This is a genomic window from Pseudoalteromonas sp. RW-H-Ap-1 (assembly GCF_048318575.1).
In the GTDB taxonomy this organism is placed as follows: Bacteria; Pseudomonadota; Gammaproteobacteria; order Enterobacterales; family Alteromonadaceae; genus Pseudoalteromonas.
In genome coordinates, this window is record NZ_CP166996.1 from 3,313,442 (window position 1) to 3,332,043 (window position 18,602).

The 18,602-nt window shown below is 40.9% G+C and carries 17 protein-coding genes; 4 read left to right on the plus strand and 13 right to left on the minus strand.

Annotated features, from left to right (window positions below):
- Positions 1–116 precede the first annotated feature (116 nt).
- On the plus strand, positions 117–2,267 hold the full coding sequence (locus AB8618_RS15740) for a TonB-dependent siderophore receptor (RefSeq protein ID WP_409424263.1): 2,151 nt from the start codon (positions 117–119) through the stop codon (positions 2,265–2,267).
- A 59-nt stretch (positions 2,268–2,326) separates the two neighbouring features.
- Here AB8618_RS15740 and AB8618_RS15745 read toward each other — a convergent pair whose 3' ends face one another.
- The 9 genes from AB8618_RS15745 to AB8618_RS15785 form a co-directional block, all read right to left on the minus strand.
- Complete coding sequence (locus AB8618_RS15745; protein WP_010392739.1) at positions 2,327–2,542, minus strand: EF-hand domain-containing protein; 216 nt, start codon at positions 2,540–2,542, stop codon at positions 2,327–2,329.
- A 64-nt stretch (positions 2,543–2,606) separates the two neighbouring features.
- Entirely contained in the window at positions 2,607–2,819 is a 213-nt protein-coding gene (locus tag AB8618_RS15750; protein WP_036980747.1) for an EF-hand domain-containing protein, read from the minus strand.
- Between the two features lie 134 nt (positions 2,820–2,953).
- Positions 2,954–3,166, minus strand: coding sequence for an EF-hand domain-containing protein (locus AB8618_RS15755; protein ID WP_008112939.1), 213 nt, complete (start codon positions 3,164–3,166; stop codon positions 2,954–2,956).
- A gap of 68 nt (positions 3,167–3,234) precedes the next feature.
- Positions 3,235–3,447, minus strand: a complete 213-nt coding sequence (locus AB8618_RS15760) for an EF-hand domain-containing protein (protein WP_413401007.1) — start codon at positions 3,445–3,447, stop codon at positions 3,235–3,237.
- Positions 3,448–3,950: 503 nt separating this feature from the next.
- Positions 3,951–4,613: a flagellar brake domain-containing protein gene (locus AB8618_RS15765; protein WP_054202927.1), complete on the minus strand. Its 663-nt coding sequence runs from the start codon at positions 4,611–4,613 to the stop codon at positions 3,951–3,953.
- Positions 4,614–4,637: 24 nt separating this feature from the next.
- Positions 4,638–6,089, minus strand: coding sequence for a TrkH family potassium uptake protein (locus AB8618_RS15770; protein ID WP_010392733.1), 1,452 nt, complete (start codon positions 6,087–6,089; stop codon positions 4,638–4,640).
- Between the two features lie 94 nt (positions 6,090–6,183).
- Positions 6,184–6,798 (minus strand): YigZ family protein, encoded by a 615-nt coding sequence (locus tag AB8618_RS15775; RefSeq protein WP_413401008.1) that lies wholly within the window; start codon positions 6,796–6,798, stop codon positions 6,184–6,186.
- A gap of 73 nt (positions 6,799–6,871) precedes the next feature.
- On the minus strand, positions 6,872–8,194 hold the full coding sequence (pepQ, locus tag AB8618_RS15780; RefSeq protein ID WP_413401009.1) for a Xaa-Pro dipeptidase: 1,323 nt from the start codon (positions 8,192–8,194) through the stop codon (positions 6,872–6,874).
- Positions 8,195–8,311: 117 nt separating this feature from the next.
- A complete protein-coding gene (locus tag AB8618_RS15785) occupies positions 8,312–10,198 on the minus strand; it encodes a transglycosylase SLT domain-containing protein (protein ID WP_413401010.1) in 1,887 nt (628 codons plus the stop codon).
- A gap of 309 nt (positions 10,199–10,507) precedes the next feature.
- Here AB8618_RS15785 and fadB point away from each other — a divergent pair, with 309 nt between their 5' ends.
- The 3 genes from fadB (at position 10,508) to tusA (ending at position 14,329) form a co-directional block, all read left to right on the plus strand.
- On the plus strand, positions 10,508–12,667 hold the full coding sequence (gene fadB, locus AB8618_RS15790) for a fatty acid oxidation complex subunit alpha FadB (RefSeq protein ID WP_076920143.1): 2,160 nt from the start codon (positions 10,508–10,510) through the stop codon (positions 12,665–12,667).
- A 4-nt stretch (positions 12,668–12,671) separates the two neighbouring features.
- Positions 12,672–13,841 carry an acetyl-CoA C-acyltransferase FadA gene (gene fadA, locus AB8618_RS15795; protein ID WP_413401011.1) on the plus strand — a complete coding sequence of 390 codons (1,170 nt, stop codon included), beginning with the start codon at positions 12,672–12,674 and terminating at the stop codon, positions 13,839–13,841.
- 248 nt (positions 13,842–14,089) lie between these two features.
- On the plus strand, positions 14,090–14,329 hold the full coding sequence (gene tusA, locus AB8618_RS15800) for a sulfurtransferase TusA (RefSeq protein WP_413401012.1): 240 nt from the start codon (positions 14,090–14,092) through the stop codon (positions 14,327–14,329).
- 58 nt (positions 14,330–14,387) lie between these two features.
- Here the strand turns inward: tusA and AB8618_RS15805 are convergent, their stop codons facing one another.
- From AB8618_RS15805 to glyQ, 4 genes are all read right to left on the minus strand, one after another.
- Positions 14,388–14,912: an REP-associated tyrosine transposase gene (locus AB8618_RS15805; protein WP_409424272.1), complete on the minus strand. Its 525-nt coding sequence runs from the start codon at positions 14,910–14,912 to the stop codon at positions 14,388–14,390.
- Between the two features lie 99 nt (positions 14,913–15,011).
- The gene (locus AB8618_RS15810; RefSeq protein ID WP_413402894.1) at positions 15,012–15,461 is read right to left on the minus strand and encodes a hypothetical protein; all 450 of its coding nucleotides are present in this window, start codon (positions 15,459–15,461) and stop codon (positions 15,012–15,014) included.
- A 73-nt stretch (positions 15,462–15,534) separates the two neighbouring features.
- Positions 15,535–17,604: a glycine--tRNA ligase subunit beta gene (glyS, locus tag AB8618_RS15815; protein ID WP_413401013.1), complete on the minus strand. Its 2,070-nt coding sequence runs from the start codon at positions 17,602–17,604 to the stop codon at positions 15,535–15,537.
- A 2-nt stretch (positions 17,605–17,606) separates the two neighbouring features.
- A complete protein-coding gene (gene glyQ / locus AB8618_RS15820) occupies positions 17,607–18,509 on the minus strand; it encodes a glycine--tRNA ligase subunit alpha (RefSeq protein WP_010392717.1) in 903 nt (300 codons plus the stop codon).
- Positions 18,510–18,602 lie beyond the last annotated feature (93 nt).

Genomic DNA, 18,602 nt, shown 5'->3' on the forward strand with positions numbered 1-18,602 from the left:
AAAAGCGTTTACTAATAAAGAAAAATCCATTAGTCTCTTCTTGCTCGATTATCAAGCAGCGACATCTACTGATGTGAAAAGTTAATTTCACGTTTTTAAATAAAAATGGATTTCAAATGATACACCTACTCTCAAAGAAAAATTCTCCCGTAACTCATTACACTCTGGTTGGCCTTTTACTTTCAGCAGTTTCAACTCAAACGCTCGCCCACACTAGCGAAGATATCGAAAGGTTAACCGTTATTGGAGAGCAAGCGAACGGCTATAAAGTTAATTCTATGAGCTCTGCAACAGGTCTTGAGCTATCACATTTGCAAACACCGCAATCAACGATAGCGGTAACAAGCGAATTTATGGCAGACCAGCAACTAAACACCGCAATTGAAGCTATAACCAGTGTGACAGGCATAAATGCTCGAGAAGCAGATAATGGCAAGTTTTCTATTTCAGCCCGAGGTATTAGTGTCACCAGCATACTTTATGATGGCATAGCAACCACCTATGACACCCGCTTTAATTATGGAGATAACCTAACCGATACTGCAATTTATGATCGTATCGAAATAGTTAGAGGAGCAACGGGGCTAATGCTGGGCGCAGGAAACCCTTCGGCAGCAATTAATTTGATACGTAAACGTCCAACTGCAAACACTCAAATAAATCTTACAGCTTCATTAGGCTCATGGGACGACTACCGTGCGATGGTGGATGTGTCGGGAAGCATAAATAATAGTGAAAGTATAAGAGGACGGGCTGTTGTTGCTTATCAAGATAGGCACTCATATCAAGATCGCTTTTCGCAAACCAGCCAAACATTATATGGCATTATTGAGGCAGATCTTTCTAACAGTACTTTATTGACTCTTGCTGTTGATAATCAATCGACAACCCCTAAAGGAACAATGTCAGGTGGTTTGCCTATTTTTTATAGTGATGGCTCCCGCACTGCTTATGACAGAGGTGCTTCAACGGCTCAAGATTGGGCCTCTTCTCAAACCGATGCACTTAATGCGTTTATTCGCCTTGAGCATTACTTTAACGCTAACTGGCAGCTAACCGCTAATTATGTCTATGGTGATAACGACCTAGACTATGATGTGTTTTGGGTAAAAGGAGAGCCCGATCCTATAAACAACACTGGAATGAAACCCGGTTCTATAAACTATATTGATGCAAACAGAACACAGGATACCTATGAGGTCGAACTCAATGGTCGGTTTAATTGGCTGGGCCAAAGTCACCAACTGCTATTTGGTTATAATACCCAAGAACAACAGTTTTCGACCCCTTATTATGCTAGCCAACAAAGTGACTATATTATCGGCGATTTCACTGACTCTAGTTATAGCATTGCAAAACCAAATTGGCAGTCAGAAGCGGCTTACGGCTCTTATGGCACAACTAAACAAGATGCGCTTTATGTTGCTGCACAACTAAATATAACCGATGCCTTGTCTTTAATTGTTGGAAGCCGGTTAAATCAATGGCAAACCAATCAAGATAATTTTGGTCGCATGCATGATTATAAAATAAGTGATGAACTAACTAATTATTTTGGAGCAACTTATGAACTAACACAGAGTTGGGCTTTGTATGCTAATTACACTGATATTTTTACACCACAAAGTCGAGTTGATAAAAATGGACATTATTTAAGCCCTATTGAAGGTAAGAATTATGAGCTTGGCATAAAAGCTTCTGTACTTGATGAACGTTTAGACATATCCCTTTCTGGATTTAAAATTTATCAAGATAATGTAGGCGAGTACACGGGAGATACCATTGCAGAAACACTTCAGGCCATCTACAAGCCCATTGACGGCACATTAACTCAGGGCTACGAGCTAGAAATCAACGGAAAATTAACCGACAACTGGAACGCTTATTTTGGCTATACCCATAGTAAAGGCGAAAAACCGGATAATACGGTATTAAATACCACCAACCCAAAAGATCAATTTAAACTTTTTACTAGCTATCAACTCTCAGGTGCATTAGACAATCTAAAAGTGGGTGGTGGCTATCGCTGGCAAAGCAATAGCTATGATGAAGTTAAAAACCCTGTTTATGGCGCTGTTGAGGTAAACCAGCCTAGTTATGGTATTGCAAGCCTAATGGCGAATTATCAAATGAATGAGCAATTATCTGTTAGCCTAAATATCGATAACTTATTTGATAAGCATTATTACAGTCAAATTGGGTTCTATAACCAATATCGTTATGGCAAGCCAAGAAGCTTCTCTCTCCAACTTAAATATAGTCTCTAACAAGCACAAAAAAGCCGCTGACTATTAAGCGGCTTTAGTGGAGTATGATGGGGTAATACTTATTGTACTCTTGCAAACTCTTCTTTAGAAAGTTCACCATTTCCGTCAGTATCTAAGTCATCAAAAATATTCATTAGTTGTTTATTAGACGCAGCTTCCTGCTGGCTAATTACACCGTCGCCATTGCTATCAAAAGAGGCAAAGTCTACTGCTGCGTATGCCGCTGATGATGACGCTAATACTAAAATCGCAAGTGTTGTGTTTAATGCTTTCATAATAAGTCTCCTTAAAGAGGGAAATCCTTTTCTGAGATCCCTGTGCAATGAAAAAAGTTAAAAATTAAAAGTTTGCAAACTCAGCTTTAGAAAGCTCACCATTACCGTCAGTATCAAGCTCAGTAAATGCGGCCGTTAAATCAGCATTTACAGCAGCTTCGCTTTGACTAATAACCCCATTACCGTCGGCATCAATTGTGTCAAAGTCGCTAGCGGCAAAGGCTGCTGATGAAGAAGCTAGCGCGATAAGTGCGAATGTTTTGTGTAATGTTTTCATAATTTAATCCTTCAAAATGTAATGCTTTGTGCTATTGGAAATATCAGGCTATAACCGTCCTTGTCATTCTTTTTCATAGGCTCCCTTGCCTACTTAGGTTGTCTTTGGCAACTCAGAATATGCCTAGTCTTAGCTTATGCTTTAGAAAATTCTGCTTTTGATAGCTCACCGTTTTGGTCTGTATCAAGCTCTGAGAACATGCTCATTAGCTTTGCATCAACTGATGCCTCACTTTGGCTAATAGCACCGTTACCGTCGGTATCAAGTGTATCAAAATCGCTGGCAGCAAAAGCTGCTGATGAAGAAGCCAATGCGATAAGTGCGAATGTTTTGTGTAATGTTTTCATAATGAGTATTCCTTAAAATCGTTTAAATAATGTGGGAGATTTAGCTCCCAAAGTTTAATAGCTTAGGATTATGCTTTAGAGAACTCTTCTTTTGATAGCTCACCGTTTTGGTCTGTATCAAGCTCTGAAAACACGCTCATTAGTTTTGCATCAACTGATGCTTCGCTTTGACTGATCGCGCCGTTGCCGTCAACGTCTAGCGTATCAAAGTCGCTTGCTGCAAAAGCAGCTGATGAAGAAGCCAATGCGATAAGTGCTAAAGTTTTATTAATGCTTTTCATAATCAATCTTCCTTCAAAGTTTATGTTTTATGCGATTAAGTGTTTTACTTTAAATCACGTTTCGTTCAATACAACCTGACTATTACAACTTCGATGCCAACAATAAAAAGCAATTTATTTTCAATAAGTTAAACTTAAAATAGCTTTGGGTGGCGTTATTTTACTCATTATTTTGTTGCTTTTTAGCAACACGGAATAAAACGATAAAATTAAAACCTTAAAAAACAATGGGTTGGTTTTTATAAAAACACCACACGATCAGTGAAAAACCACTAACAAAGCAAGTTAATTAAACAAAAAGGAAGGTGAGTTGAGATTTATTTTTTTATAAATAAAAAATTAAAATTAAAAAACAAATTTAAGCTGCTGTTTTTAAACAGTTTAAAAAATAAATTTAAGGTGACGTAGAAAATTTACAGCCGCACAAGGCTATTTGTTGCAAAATGACGAAATCACGTGAGTATACTGAACTTATAATAGAAGCTTGTTCAACTTGATATGCCCTAAACTATTTCAACTTCAAGCGCACTAGGGTCAATAAAATGATCCCCCATTAGCGCTTTCATTTGCTCTTCACTGGCAAATAATCGAATTCCACAACAGATACCGCTAGCATGTTTTTTTACACTGCATATTTGCCCCTCATGCTTAGTATCACCATCAAATACAACCGTACAGCGCATGTCTTTTAACTCATCGAGTTCTTGGGTTGTTTTAATATCAAACATAACCCCGGTGAGCGAAATGTCTTTTATAACCCCTTCAAAGGGAGGCTGCTCATCGGTTAATGTTAACTTAGCAGGAAACAACGTGGGTATGCGTGCTTGTGAGCGCAGCCCAAACAACTGCACTTGTGAAGGATATTGAATAAACAACAATTTAGCAGGGTGAGAGGCAACAGACATAAGTTGCTGACGAAACGCAATCACGTGCCCGCCACTGCCCTCTATAAGCGCTCTTACCACTACCATAACACCATCACGCAGGTAATCACTTGCCATGGGGAGTCGCTTAGCGCTGGGATAGTTTAAAATGATAAATTTGTTTTCTAATAAACCAATAAACTCCGTTTTTACACGTCGGCTACTGGTTGGTGTCAGTATTTCTACATCGACTATGCCACCGGTGACGATTTGGTTTAACTTTTCCAAATTGGTTTTTTGCATAGTTCCTTCCTAATATTTAAAACATTATCCACGCCAAAATGTTGGGGTAAATAATACTAACAGTGTAAATATCTCTAACCGACCGAATACCATAGCGACTGTTAGTATCCATTTAGCGGCATCACTAATCGCACCATAATGAGAGGCTACGTCACCCAAACCTGGGCCCAAGTTATTAAGGCAGGCTGCTGTCGCAGAGAATGCGGTAATGTTGTCTAACCCTGTGCCCATTAACGCTAACATTATAATAATAAAGACTAGTGCATAAGCTGAGAAAAAGCCCCATACCGCTTCAACTACTTTGTCAGGTAAGGCCTTACGACCGAGCTTTATTGAATATATAGCTCGAGGATGTACTAGGCGGTTAAGCTCTCGTATTCCTTGCAAGTACAACAAAAACACGCGAACAACTTTCATACCGCCACCGGTAGAACCCGCACAGCCGCCAATAAAGCTCGAAAAAATAAGTAAAATAGGTAAAAACAACGGCCAAGCTGAAAAATTATCTGTGGCAAACCCAGCAGTACTACTAATAGACACCGCTTGAAACAACGCCTGATCGAGGGTTTCATCACCATTTGCATAAACATCATGAGACGAAAGCACAGTAAAGCAAATTACCACCAGCGCTAACTGAATACACAAGAATACTTTAAATTCAGGGTCGCGAATGTACACGCTAATATTACGGCTTGCTACAGCAGCGTAATGTAGTGAAAAGTTAATAGCGGCTATAATTAAAAAGAACACACAAATAAAGTTGATTACAGGGCTATCAAAGTGCCCCATTGACGCGTCATAAGTAGAAAAACCACCAATAGCCACCGTAGAAAAGGCATGGCATATAGCGTCAAACCAGTTCATCCCTGCGCTCCAATACGCCAAAGTGCACGCCAGAGTAATAGATACGTAAATATACCAAAGGTGCTTAGCTGTATCGGCAATACGCGGGGTCATTTTGGAGTCTTTTACTGGGCCTGGAATTTCAGCTCGGTAAAGCTGCATACCACCGACACCAAGCATTGGCAGTATGGCTACTGCTAATACAATGATCCCCATCCCACCAAACCACTGTAATTGCTGGCGGTAAAATAATACCGATTTAGGCAAGTATTCTATGCCAGTTAATACGGTCGCCCCTGTGGTAGTTAAGCCTGAGAAAGCTTCAAACACTGCATCGGCCAAAGAGAGGTTGGGTTCTTGTAAAAATATTAGCGGCAATGACGCAAACGCCCCTAGTACCAGCCAAAACAAAACCACAATTAAGAAGCCTTCGCGTGCTTTTAAATCACCATGCTCATGCCTATTTGGATAGTAAGCCATTAAGCCAATAATAACGCTAAATATAAAGGCTAAAACAAACGGCACACCGCCACCATCTTTATAAATTAAAGACACGAGTGCTGGTGGCACCATTGTAATACTAAATAGCGCGACCAGTTGGCCAAGAATTTTTATGATGGTACGAAATTGCATTGAGCGTATCGCTTTTTTATTAGTAAATTAAAATAACTACTATATGACTCGAAAATTTAATCTTTAGTGATTAAATAGGATGGATGTAAGATTATTACTCTTTGATTGTTAACTCAACTGCGCCGTGGCTTAAATCAAAAATATCTTTGCATGCTTGTTGTGCTTGGCGGCTATCAATAGTGATACTCCACTCAATATTTGCCGTAAACTGCTTTTCAATATTAAGTACCTGAAAGTTGCTTTTTAAGTGCTGTTCTATTGCGCCTTGCATACTGTATTCACTAAAGCCAACCAGCTCAATGCTTGGTATTTTTACCACGGTTTGTAATTTTGCTAAGGCATTATTAAGTGAGCCACCATAAGCACGAACTAATCCACCGGTACCAAGCTTTATCCCACCAAAATACCGTGTTACCACAGCGGTTACTTCACCTAAGCCAGAACCCACTAGCACGTTGAGCATAGGTTTACCTGCGGTGCCATTTGGCTCTCCATCGTCAGAAAAACCATAAACATGGCTTCCGCCAGGATTACCCGCAACATGTGCCCAACAATTATGGCGTGCATCACTGTATTTTTCTTCAATATTTTTAATAAAGGCTTTCGCTGAGTTTAAATCGGGCGTGTGGCCTATATGCACAATAAAGGTACTTTTTTTAATTTCTTCTTGATGAAAAACATCGTCGGCTGGGTATTTATATTCTGACATAGCGCTTACTTGGCTGTTAAATTAAAAATGGGGCCAATAGGCCCCTTTCGTGAATAATATAAACTGTTATTAATTAGTCGAGTAATAAATCACGCGTCATATTTTCTAGGCTGTCTTCGTGAACAATAATATTATCTTCAATACGAATACCGCCAAATGGTTTAAACGCTTCTACCTTTTCCCAGTTAATAAACTGCTTGTTGTCTGTTTGTGCTAAATCACCCAACAAAGAGTCAATAAAGTACAAACCTGGCTCAATAGTAAACACTTGGTTTTTCTCAATTAAGCGAGTGCAGCGTAAAAATGGATGACCCTCTGGTGGTGCCTGATGTGCACCGGTTTCATCACGCATAAAGCCACCTACATCATGTACCTGTGCACCTAAATGATGCCCCAAGCCATGAGGGAAGAAGGTTGAGGTAATTTGACGCTCAACAATTTCAGCTGCAGGTAATTTAACAATATCAAAGTCACTTAGTAACTGTGCAATGCGGTTGTGGCAGTCAATATGTAGCTCGCCATACAGTACACCTGGTTTTAAGCTTTTGCCTAACTCAATTTGATGCGCCGTCATTGCTTTAACTAGATCAGCAAACTCGCCTTGCTTTTTAAAGTCGTAGGTACGGGTAATATCTGCAGCGTAACCATTAAAGTTAGCGCCCGCATCAATTAAAAATGAGTTATATGTTTGCGGTGCTTTTGGCTCAAAATGGGTGTAATGCAAAATAGCGCAGTTTTCGTTTAGGGCGACAATGTTGCCATATGGCATTTCATTTTCGCTCTGACGCGTTGCCATTAAGTAGGCCTGCTGAATATCAAACTCGCTACCTCCATTAAAAAACGCATCACGCGCCGCTTTGTGGCCATCTACTGCAATACAGTTCGCATTACGTAAACATTCAAGTTCATATTGCGTCTTATAAGCGCGGTGATAATGAATATAGTTAAGTACTGGCTCAGGATTCATAATGCTAAAGCCAAGTGCTTGGGCCACTTCTAGGTATTCACCAATGTAGGCAAACTTAGCTTTGTCATAAGGAAGTAGCTTTTCAACCTGATCAGGCTTTAACAACAATTCAATATCGAAGTACTCTGCCCAAAAATCTCTTGGTTCATCAGGTACTTTATGCCAAAAATCAATCGGACGATAAAAAATAAGCTTTGGCTTATCGCTACCATTTACCACAATCCAGCAATGCGGATTATCAATAACCGGTAACCACGCTTTAAAATGGGGGTTAACTTTAAACGGGTAATACATATCATCTAAAAATTGGCGCTTAGCTTGGCCTGAATGAATGACTAATCCTTCTAACCCTTCTTGCTCACAAATAGTACGTGTACGTTGCTGCAATGTTGCAATATGTTCGGCGTATAATACGGCTAATTTTTCCATAATAAACCCATCTGTTAAATTTAACTTGCTCTGAGTCTACCACTTATAAACAAAGCGCTCAAAAAAGAGGGATAGTTACCGTGTAAATATCCCTCTGCTGTTGTAGATTTATTTTTACTACCCGCCCATGGTCATCTCTAATAGTGGCGCGAGTAAATTACCTTCTCGGCCAAGGCGAGTATGATAAACCTGCCGATACGCAAATACGTTTTTTACGTAATCTCGGGTTTCTCTATATGGAATAAGCTCAACCCATAACTCTGCAGGCATTGCTTCTTCTGGTAACCAGCGCTTAATTCGGTGATACCCGGCGTTATAAGATGCTGTTGCCAATACCTCATTACCGTGATTTTTCTTTTTTAAATACTGTAAATAACGGGTGCCAAGTCGAATATTGGTTTTTGGCTGATACAATCGACGGTTAGATACATCGCCTTTGTTAATATATTTTGCGGTGCTTGGTAATAGCTGCATTAACCCACGCGCATTTGCGTGAGAACGGGCATCGGGTGCAAATGAGCTTTCTCGGCGCGCAATGGCGATACTCCAGGTTAAATCAATTTTGCTACGCTTACTGTAGCGCTCAAACATGTCTTGAAACGCAAATGGAAAACGCAAATCAACATAATCCCATGCTTTTATTTTTGCTAGAGTAAATATTGTACTATCAAACCAATCAAGTTCTGCCGCGAGTACTGATGCTGCCAGTTTTTCATCATCTTCAGAGGTATTGGTTAAATAATTCCATTCACGTCGGGCTGCTGTAAATCGCTCAAGCTCATACAAGGCTTTGGCACGCTTAAAGCTTGGCGCATTACTGACTCTCCTTACTAAAGCTTGATTTACATTGACTGGCAACTCATTTAAATCAACCGGTAACCCTAAACGAGCGGCGGCTAAAAAGCCGTAATAATCACGGTTAGCGGCTACTTTACTCCAAATTGCCTTGGCTTTTTCATGCTCTGCGCGTTTGTCATAACTATAAGCAAGCCAATACTGCTGCCCTAAGCTAAGGTTTTCTTTTCCGGTAAAAAATGCCGCAATGCCTTCCCAATCTTGCGTTTTTAACATATTGGCTAGCTGCCATTGCATTAATTTGCGATCTTGACGCGCTTTAGGGACTTTATTTAAATAAAAGCTCGCCTGACTATGGCCGCTCGACGCCAACGACAGTGCAAAGGTATAATATACGTCTGCTTTTTCATCATCAGCGAAGTCAAACATGCCTTCAATTTTTTGCCACGCCTTTAATGCCAACTCTTTATCACGCCAAATTAAGCGTTTAATACCATAAAGTGCTATTTCCCCTTCTTTGGCTGTTTTACGTTTATAACGGTAAAGGCCTGCAGCAGCACTAGGATCGCGCCTTACCTTGGAATATAAATCAGCTAAATAACGCTCCTTGGCTGGCAATAAGGTTTTTAAATAAGGCAATAAACGATAAGAGCCTCCTTGTGCCGCTAAAGTAACACGCTGCCATACAACATCAGGGGTTAAATAACCATTTTGTCGCCAGCGCTTAAAAAGCCCGTCGCATTCACTAGGTTGTGACTCGCCTACCGTCCAAATGTCGGTTACCTGCGAGAGTATTGCTTTTTTAGGCGCTCCTAAATCAAGCTGATAAGTAAGGTGGGTACAACTAAGCTCAGTGTCAGAGGTTTCACGGTAGTTTTTAATAAACGCTGCTTTTTTATTTCTGCGCTTTAAATAATTTAACCATGCTTTACGCACTGGCCACTCTAATGGCGTGTGCTCATAAATAGTGAGGAAGTTTTCTATTTCTGTTTGATGCTTCAAACTGGGGTAACGCTGCCAAAAGGCTTTTTCTACATAGGGCTTAAGTGGATGAGACAATGAGTCTACCGCTTCTTTAAAGCTATTGTAATCGCCATAGCGCGCTTGTTTTTCTGCATCTAAAAATGCATCAAGTTCAGTATTTGCGTTGGCAGAGGGTAAAGATAAAAATAGAGTCGCTGCCGCTACGCTTAATAAATATTTTTTCATAATGTCCTTTAGGGCATAGTAACCTTCAAGGCTGACAAAGAGTGTAGCTATGGGTAAATAAAAAACAGCGCAGGCACTGTAACTCTATTTATTTACTTTGATAAAACCCAAGCTATAAACACCAAGACAGCGCAATAAAATGAATAAAGAAAACTTTCAAACCCACCTTAGCACCAAACCAGCTATATTTTAACCAGACGTTTGTAACCAAGATAAATTTTTCGTTGCATTTTTAATTTAAAGCAAGCACACTGGTCTGAATATGAACTCATCGTACCAGTCTTAGTTCATCAACTAGGGAGAATAATAATGTTATATAAAAGCGATTCCTTTGAAGTTAGCTTCGTAAAGGAAAACATCGCCGAGTTTAAGTTTTGTGCTACAGGTTCTGTAAACACATTATCTCAACAAACTCTTTCAGATTGCGCGGCAGCATTAAAAGAATTAGCCGCTAACACTGATATTAAAGGCATGATTTTTACCAGTGATAAAGACCACTTTATTATTGGTGCCGATATCTTCGAATTTTTACCTACTTTTACTAAGCCTGAAGCAGAATTAGTAACGTGGATCAAAGATGCAACTGACGTTTTTGATGCAATTGAAGACTTACCATTCCCAACACTCAGTGTTGTAAACGGCTTGGCGCTTGGCGGCGGCTGTGAGTGGGCACTTGCTACCGATTATCGTGTTGCAAGTGACTCAGCAAAAATGGGCTTACCAGAAGTTAAATTAGGCATAATGCCTGGTTTTGGCGGTACAGTGCGTCTTCCGCGCATTATTGGTGCCGATAACGCGATGATGTGGATCACCACAGGTAACGAAAATCGCGCTGCTGACGCCCTAAAAGTAGGTGCATTTGATGCAGTAGTTAGTGCCAACAAACTACAAGAGTCAAGTTTAGCAACACTAGAATTAGCGATTGCTGGCAAGCTAGATTGGCAAGCAAAACGCGCTGTAAAGTTACAACCACTTAAATTAAACCGTGTTGAGCAAGGCATGAGCTTTGCAATGGCAGAAGGTATGGTAATGGGTAAAACCAAAGGCCACTATCCTGCTCCAGTTATGGCAGTTCGCACTATTAAAGCAGCAGCAAACAGCTCACGCGCCGAAGCAATGGCAATTGAAAATGCCAACTTTGCAAAACTAGCACGTACTAGTGAAGCTGCTGCTCAAACAGGTATCTTTTTAGCAGATCAATACATTAAAGGTAAAGCACGTAAATTTGCTAAACACAGCGATGTAGAAATTAAACAAGCGGCAGTATTAGGCGCAGGTATTATGGGTGGCGGTATTGCATACCAGTCTGCTTATAAAGGCACACCAATCATAATGAAAGACATCCAACAGGATGCGCTAGATTTAGGTATGGGTGAAGCATCTAAACTATTAGGTGCAAAAGTGAAGCGCGGCCACATGCCGATGGAAAAAATGCTAGCAACGCTTAGCAAAATCAAGCCAACGCTTAACGATGCAGACCTACAAAACGCCAACATTATTGTTGAAGCCGTAGTAGAAAACCCTAAAGTGAAGCAAGCCGTACTTGCTGATCTTGAAAAGAATATGCCAGAAGGCACGGTACTTACGTCAAACACATCGACTATTTGTATCGACCTACTTGCAGAAGCGCTTGAAAAGCCAGAAAACTTCTGTGGTATGCACTTTTTCAACCCAGTACCAAAAATGCCATTAGTTGAAATTATCCGTGGTGCAAAAACCTCAGATAAAACGATTAATGCCGTGGTTGATTACGCACTTAAACTAGGTAAATCACCGATTGTTGTTAACGATTGCCCAGGCTTTTTTGTAAACCGTGTTTTATTCCCTTACTTTGCTGGCTTTAGCAAATTAGTGGTTGAAGGCGCTAACTTTGCAAAAGTAGATAAAGTAATGGAAAACGTATTTGGTTGGCCTATGGGCCCGGCGTACCTACTTGATGTTGTAGGTATTGATACGGCTTATCATTGTACTGGCGTAATGGCAGACGGTTTCCCTGAGCGTATGGCACGTGCAGATAAAGACCCAGTGACTGTTTTTGCTAACGAAAAACGTTTTGGCCAAAAGAACAAAGCAGGTTTCTATAAGTACGAAACAGATCGTCGCGGTCGTCTTAAAAAATCACATGACCAAACAGCGATTGAACTACTTGCTCCAATTACAGACGCACCAAAAGAATTTGATAAACAAGAAATCATTGACCGTTGTATGATCCCAATGATCAACGAAGTACTACTTTGTTTACAAGAAGGCATTGTTGCTTCTCCTCAAGAAGCAGATATGGCACTTGTATACGGTGTTGGTTTCCCTCCATTTAGAGGCGGCGCGTTCCGTTACTTAGATCAAACAGGTTTAGCTAACTTTGTAGCAACTGCTGACAAATACGCTCACCTAGGTGCGATTTACCAAGTATCAGAGCAAACTCGCAAGTGGGCTGAAGAAGGCCGTGTTTTCTATAAGGTGGAAGGTTAATATCATGAATAATCCAGTAATTGTAGATTGTATCCGCACACCAATGGGTCGCTCAAAAGGCGGCGTATTCAAACACAAACGTGCGGAAGACTTAAGCGCTCATTTAATGAAAGGCTTAATTGAACGTAATCCGGCAGTTGACCCTGCGTCAATTGACGATATTTATTGGGGCTGTGTACAGCAAACATTAGAGCAAGGCTTTAACGTTGCACGTAACGCATCTCTACTTGCAGGCATTCCACATTCAGTGCCAGCAACCACAGTTAACCGTTTATGTGGCTCATCAATGCAAGCATTACATGATGCTGCTCGCGCAATTATGACTGGCGCTGGCGACACATACCTAATTGGTGGCGTTGAGCACATGGGTCACGTACCTATGACTCACGGAAACGACTTTCACCCAGGCTTAGCTACATCAATTGCACAAGCATCTGGCTCTATGGGTTTAACTGCTGAGTACCTTGCTACTATCCACGGTATTAGCCGTGAGCAACAAGATGAGTTTGCTTACCGCTCTCATCAACGTGCACATGCTGCAACAGTTGAAGGCCGTTTCCGCCGCGAAATTTTAGCAATGGAAGGTCACGATGCTGACGGTTCACTTATCCTTGTTGAAGATGATGAAGTAATTCGTCCAGAAACAACGGTTGAAGGTTTATCGCAGCTGCGTCCAGTATTTAACCCTGCTACGGGTTCTGTTACTGCGGGCACATCTTCTGCACTTTCTGACGGCGCATCAGCAATGTTAGTAATGAGCGAAGAGAAAGCAAAAGAATTGGGCTTACCAATTCGTGCACGTATTCGTGCTATGGCTGTTGCCGGTTGCGATCCATCAATCATGGGTTACGGCCCAGTACCTGCAAGTAAAAAAGCATTAGCACAAGCCGGTATTACCATTGATGACATCGACGTAGCTGAGCTTAACGAAGCATTCGCAGCACAATCACTGCCTGTACTTAAAGACTTAGGTTTAGCAGACGTGGTTGACGAAAAAGTGAATTTAAATGGCGGCGCTATTGCACTTGGTCACCCTCTGGGCTGTTCGGGTTCACGTATTAGCACCTCGCTTATTCACTTAATGGAAGACAAAAACGCAAAATATGGTTTAGCAACTATGTGTATTGGTTTAGGCCAAGGCATAGCTACTGTATTTGAACGTGTTCAAGACTAATTAGTGTTGATATGTAAAACCATCTTGGTGATTAAAAGGCGAACTAGCGCAAGTTAGTTCGCCTTTTTTATGCCACCCGCTTTTGCAGGTTTAAAATGAATAATGTGATCGGGTGCATTAAACTTATTTCAGATTATCTATTAATAAGTTGAGCTGTTTTGTTATACGTAAAATAGTTAACCAACAGCTTTATTTGCGCTAAACTACCCGACCTAACCAAGCCGCGACTATTTTTACAGGTAATTTTTATGAGCTTTGATAATCCCGATCACCAATTAGATGCCATCGGCCTTCGTTGCCCAGAGCCTGTGATGATGGTACGCGCTGCTATTCGTAAAATGAGTGACGGTGAAACACTACTTATTATTGCCGACGACCCCTCAACCACCCGCGATATTCCCAGCTTTTGTGCTTTTATGGATCACACGCTAGTGGCTAAAGAAGTTGAACAATCACCGTATAGGTATTTGGTGAAGAAAGGGCTTTAAGACTGCGTAGGTTGGGTTGAGTTTTACGAAACCCAACTATTTTATAATCTATACAACTTTACTCATCATATATTTCGCTTAAGTGAATACCACCTTCCCAATCGAGCGATAATATTGAATTTTTAACGTATCGATGAAAGCTTGAAAAAGGCCAATCACTTACCTTAGCAACATACTTATGTTTAACTGGATTGTAGTGAATATAATTTATATGATTTTCTAAATCTTGCTCATCTCGTATTTTATGCTCCCAGTAACGCCGCTGCCAAATTCCACGCTCACCTTTGGCTATTCGACTATTATTGCAGAACTCAGTTTGTGGTAACTCTCGAGAAAAACCCGACTTTATTAGCCGCCAACGAGTTGTATAATTATTATCGTGTTTAGGCAATTGCCAAATAGCATGAAGGTGATCGGGCATGATAACTATTGCTATCGTCTGAACTGGATGCTTTTTTACTACTTTTAAATAAACGCGACGTAATAACTCTATATTTTCAACGAGCAATGGCTGAGTTCGATCTTCTAAATTAATCGTAAAAAAGTAACATCCGCCCGCCTCTAACACACGTCTATAGCGCATGAAGATTAACCTAAATAATTAAAAAGAGAATAAAAGTATAGATGGTTTTTTAACAATGTATGTTGGGTTTCGCTGCACTCAACCCAACCTACGTAAAAATTACTTCTTAGTTATCGTTACTTCTGGCTCATCGTAGTCACTAAAGTCAATGCTGACTATGTACGTGCCTTTTATTGCGGGTGTGTAACTAAAGTAGTTGTATATAGTGCTGCAATCGGCGCGTGTTGATTGGCCAAGTGTTAGGCTTTGCCCTGATGGCTGTGAATCGCTGTAGCCACAGTTAAAACCTTCACTAAAATCCGCATCCGCTATTTTAAACTCGTACACTTTACCTGGGGTCGAAAATTTAACTTGGGCTTGGTAAAGCGCAGGCCCGACTTGTTTAAATTGATATTGAGGTTCGGCATCCCATAATGTGAAATCCCCTCTTAAATAAATACTGCGATCCAATTCTTGCTGCGGCAACACGTCGTTAATCGAAATTTGGCTGGTACAGGCCGTAAGTAAACCAGCCATTGCTAACGTTAAAATTCGTTTTTTGGAGATCATCATTTGTATCCTTTGCATACAGTGAATACTAAAAAGCCAGCATAATGCTGGCTTTTTAAATAGCTATAAGCTGTTATTTTTGTAATACAGAAATATCTGCAATTTCTAAAAATAACCCGCTAAGCTGGCTTAAAAGCGCAAGACGGTTTTGCTTAACCGCTTCATCGTCAGCCATTACCATGACATTGTCAAAAAAGTTATCAACACTCTCACGAATGCCTGCTAATTGGCTTAATGCCTCTTGGTAGTTTCCATCGCTGTACAGTGGTGCTAAATCAGTGGCAAATTTTGCAACTTGCGAAGCCAATACTTTTTCTGCGTCATCATTCAATAAGCTCTGATCAACATCGCCTTGCGTTGTAATGTTATTTTTAGCCAGAATATTACTTACACGCTTATTAGCCGCTGCAAGCGATTCTGCGGCGTCTAATGTGCGGAAATGACTTACGGCTTTAACTCGGCGATCAAAATCAACAGGCTTGGTTGGACGACGCGCAAGTACGGCTTGAATCACATCCACTTCAATGCCTTCGTCTTGATACCAAGCACGGAAACGCCCTAGCATAAAGTCAAACACATCCGTTGATACATTTAGGTTAGTCAGCTTCTCACCAAACAAGGTTTGTGATTTAGCAACTAGGTCTAAAATATCAAGCGGTAGCTGTTTTTCTACCATGATACGTAATGCACCAATAGCAGCACGACGAAGTGCAAATGGGTCTTTATCACCTTTTGGTGCTTGGCCTATACCAAAAATACCCACCAGCGTATCAAACTTATCGGCAATGGCGACTGCACAGCTGATCACATTAGTTGGTAAGTTGTCACCGGCAAAACGTGGCATGTATTGCTCGTTTTGTGCCACTGCAACTTCTTCTGCTTCACCATCGTGACGTGCGTAATGCATTCCCATTACACCTTGTACGTCGGTAAATTCCATTACCATTTCGGTCATTAAGTCAGTTTTACTTAATAAGCCAGCGCGAGCTGCCAGTGCTTTGTCGGCACCAAGTTGCTCGGCAATGTAACCTGCCAGTTCACTAATACGCTGTGACTTGTCTTTAAGCGTACCAAGTTGTTTTTGGAACAATACGCTATCAAGCGATTCTAAACGGCTTTCTAATGTTTTCTTTTTATCGGTTTCAAAGAAGAACTGCGCATCGGCTAAACGCGGGCGCACTACTTTTTCGTTACCAGAAATAACCACACTAGGATCTTTACTTTCGATGTTAGAGACAAACAAAAATTTATTTAAAAGTTTGCCGTCTTGATCTAATAACGGGAAGTATTTCTGATCGTCTTTCATGGTGTAAATAAGCGCTTCAGCAGGTACATCTAAAAATGCTTCTTCAAATGTGGCTGTTAGCGTTACTGGCCATTCTACCAATGAAGTAACTTCTTCAAGTAAGTCTTCATCCATTGCAACAACGGCATTAACTGCTTTCGCTGCGTCTTCTATTTGCGCGCGAATCTGTGCTTTACGCTGTTCGTAGTCAGCAACAACGTAAGCTGATTTAAGTACATCAAACACATCATCTGCATGATCAATGCTAATTTTTTCAGGGTGATGAAAACGATGACCTTGCAGTTGATTACTCACTTGCTTACCAAGAATTTCACCCTCAACAAGTTCACTACCGAATAAAATAGTTACGGTATGCACAGGACGAATAAATTGTGTTTTATTCGCACCCCAACGCATTGGTTTAGGAATAGGTAACTTAGCGAGTGCTTTGCTTATAGCGTCGGTCATTAACGTTTTGGTTTCTTGCCCTGCTACTTTAGCAATGTGCAATAACCATGCGCCTTTATCTGTTTCTAGTGTTTGCGCATCTTTTACTTCAATACCACAACCTCGAGCCCAGCCCATGGCTGCTTTAGTTGGGTTACCCTCAGTATCAAAAGCGGCTTTAGTTGCAGGGCCACGTTTTTCAACTTCTTTGTCTTGTTGTTTAGCTTCAAGTGCTTTTACTTGTAAACCTAAACGACGAGGCGATGCATACCAGTTCACACCTTGGTGACCTAGTTCTAGACTTTCTAATTCTGCTGTTAAGTTTGCAGCAAAGGCTTCGGCTAATTTACGAAGTGCTTTTGGTGGCAACTCTTCGGTGCCAATTTCTACTAATAAATTTTCTGCTGACATGCTTACTTATCCTTACACAGCGGGAAACCAAGTGCTTCACGTGCATCGTAATAACTTTGTGCACACGCTTTTGATAACGCACGAACGCGTAAAATATAACGTTGACGCTCGGTTACTGAAATAGCATGGCGTGCGTCTAATAAGTTAAATGCGTGCGATGCTTTCATTACTTGCTCGTAGGCTGGTAATGGTAGGCTTGCTTCAATTAGCTTTTGGCTTTCAGCTTCACATTTATCAAACTGTTCAAATAAGTCGGCTACGTTTGCATGTTCAAAGTTATAGGTTGATTGCTCAACTTCATTTTGATGGAACACATCACCATAAGTTACGCGCCCAAATGGGCCGTCTGCCCATACTAGGTCGTAAATGCTATCTACGCCTTGAATGTACATTGCTAAACGCTCTAGGCCGTAAGTAATCTCACCCGTTACCGGTGAGCATTCTAAACCGCCCACCTGCTGGAAGTAAGTAAACTGCGTTACCTCCATGCCATTTAACCAAATTTCCCAACCTAGGCCCCACGCACCTAATGTAGGTGATTCCCAGTTATCTTCTACAAAGCGAACTTCGTCAGTTAGGGTATCAATACCTACAGCAGCTAAAGAACCTAAGTAAAGCTCTTGAATATTGTCTGGTGATGGTTTTAACACAACTTGGAATTGGTAGTAATGTTGTAAGCGGTTTGGGTTCTCACCGTAACGGCCATCGGTAGGACGACGACACGGTTGAACGTATGCGCTCGACATTGGCTCTGGGCCAATTGATTTTAAAAATGTTTGCGGGTGAAATGTCCCTGCGCCCACTTCCATGTCAAGTGGTTGAATAATGACACAGCCTTGCTGTGCCCAATAATCCTGTAAAGCCAGGATCAAACCTTGAAAGGTTTTAACGTCATATTTTTGCATATTTGGCTTTTTACTATCTGAGAAGTAGCGTGAAAATTACCCTCAGTATACCTTGTGCACACTCAGGTTTTAAGCAGTTTGTGCGTTTGAAAA

Coding starts and splice junctions, on each gene's coding strand:
- glyQ (WP_010392717.1), bottom strand. CDS start 18,509: ATGCAAAAATATGACGTTAAAACCTTTCAAGGTTTGATCCTGGCTTTA.
- AB8618_RS15760 (WP_413401007.1), bottom strand. CDS start 3,447: ATGAAAAGCATTAATAAAACTTTAGCACTTATCGCATTGGCTTCTTCA.
- tusA (WP_413401012.1), top strand. CDS start 14,090: ATGAGCTTTGATAATCCCGATCACCAATTAGATGCCATCGGCCTTCGT.
- AB8618_RS15745 (WP_010392739.1), bottom strand. CDS start 2,542: ATGAAAGCATTAAACACAACACTTGCGATTTTAGTATTAGCGTCATCA.
- glyS (WP_413401013.1), bottom strand. CDS start 17,604: ATGTCAGCAGAAAATTTATTAGTAGAAATTGGCACCGAAGAGTTGCCA.
- AB8618_RS15755 (WP_008112939.1), bottom strand. CDS start 3,166: ATGAAAACATTACACAAAACATTCGCACTTATCGCATTGGCTTCTTCA.
- AB8618_RS15785 (WP_413401010.1), bottom strand. CDS start 10,198: ATGAAAAAATATTTATTAAGCGTAGCGGCAGCGACTCTATTTTTATCT.
- AB8618_RS15805 (WP_409424272.1), bottom strand. CDS start 14,912: ATGCGCTATAGACGTGTGTTAGAGGCGGGCGGATGTTACTTTTTTACG.
- fadA (WP_413401011.1), top strand. CDS start 12,672: ATGAATAATCCAGTAATTGTAGATTGTATCCGCACACCAATGGGTCGC.
- AB8618_RS15740 (WP_409424263.1), top strand. CDS start 117: ATGATACACCTACTCTCAAAGAAAAATTCTCCCGTAACTCATTACACT.
- AB8618_RS15750 (WP_036980747.1), bottom strand. CDS start 2,819: ATGAAAACATTACACAAAACATTCGCACTTATCGCGCTAGCTTCTTCA.
- fadB (WP_076920143.1), top strand. CDS start 10,508: ATGTTATATAAAAGCGATTCCTTTGAAGTTAGCTTCGTAAAGGAAAAC.
- AB8618_RS15810 (WP_413402894.1), bottom strand. CDS start 15,461: ATGATCTCCAAAAAACGAATTTTAACGTTAGCAATGGCTGGTTTACTT.
- pepQ (WP_413401009.1), bottom strand. CDS start 8,194: ATGGAAAAATTAGCCGTATTATACGCCGAACATATTGCAACATTGCAG.
- AB8618_RS15765 (WP_054202927.1), bottom strand. CDS start 4,613: ATGCAAAAAACCAATTTGGAAAAGTTAAACCAAATCGTCACCGGTGGC.
- AB8618_RS15770 (WP_010392733.1), bottom strand. CDS start 6,089: ATGCAATTTCGTACCATCATAAAAATTCTTGGCCAACTGGTCGCGCTA.
- AB8618_RS15775 (WP_413401008.1), bottom strand. CDS start 6,798: ATGTCAGAATATAAATACCCAGCCGACGATGTTTTTCATCAAGAAGAA.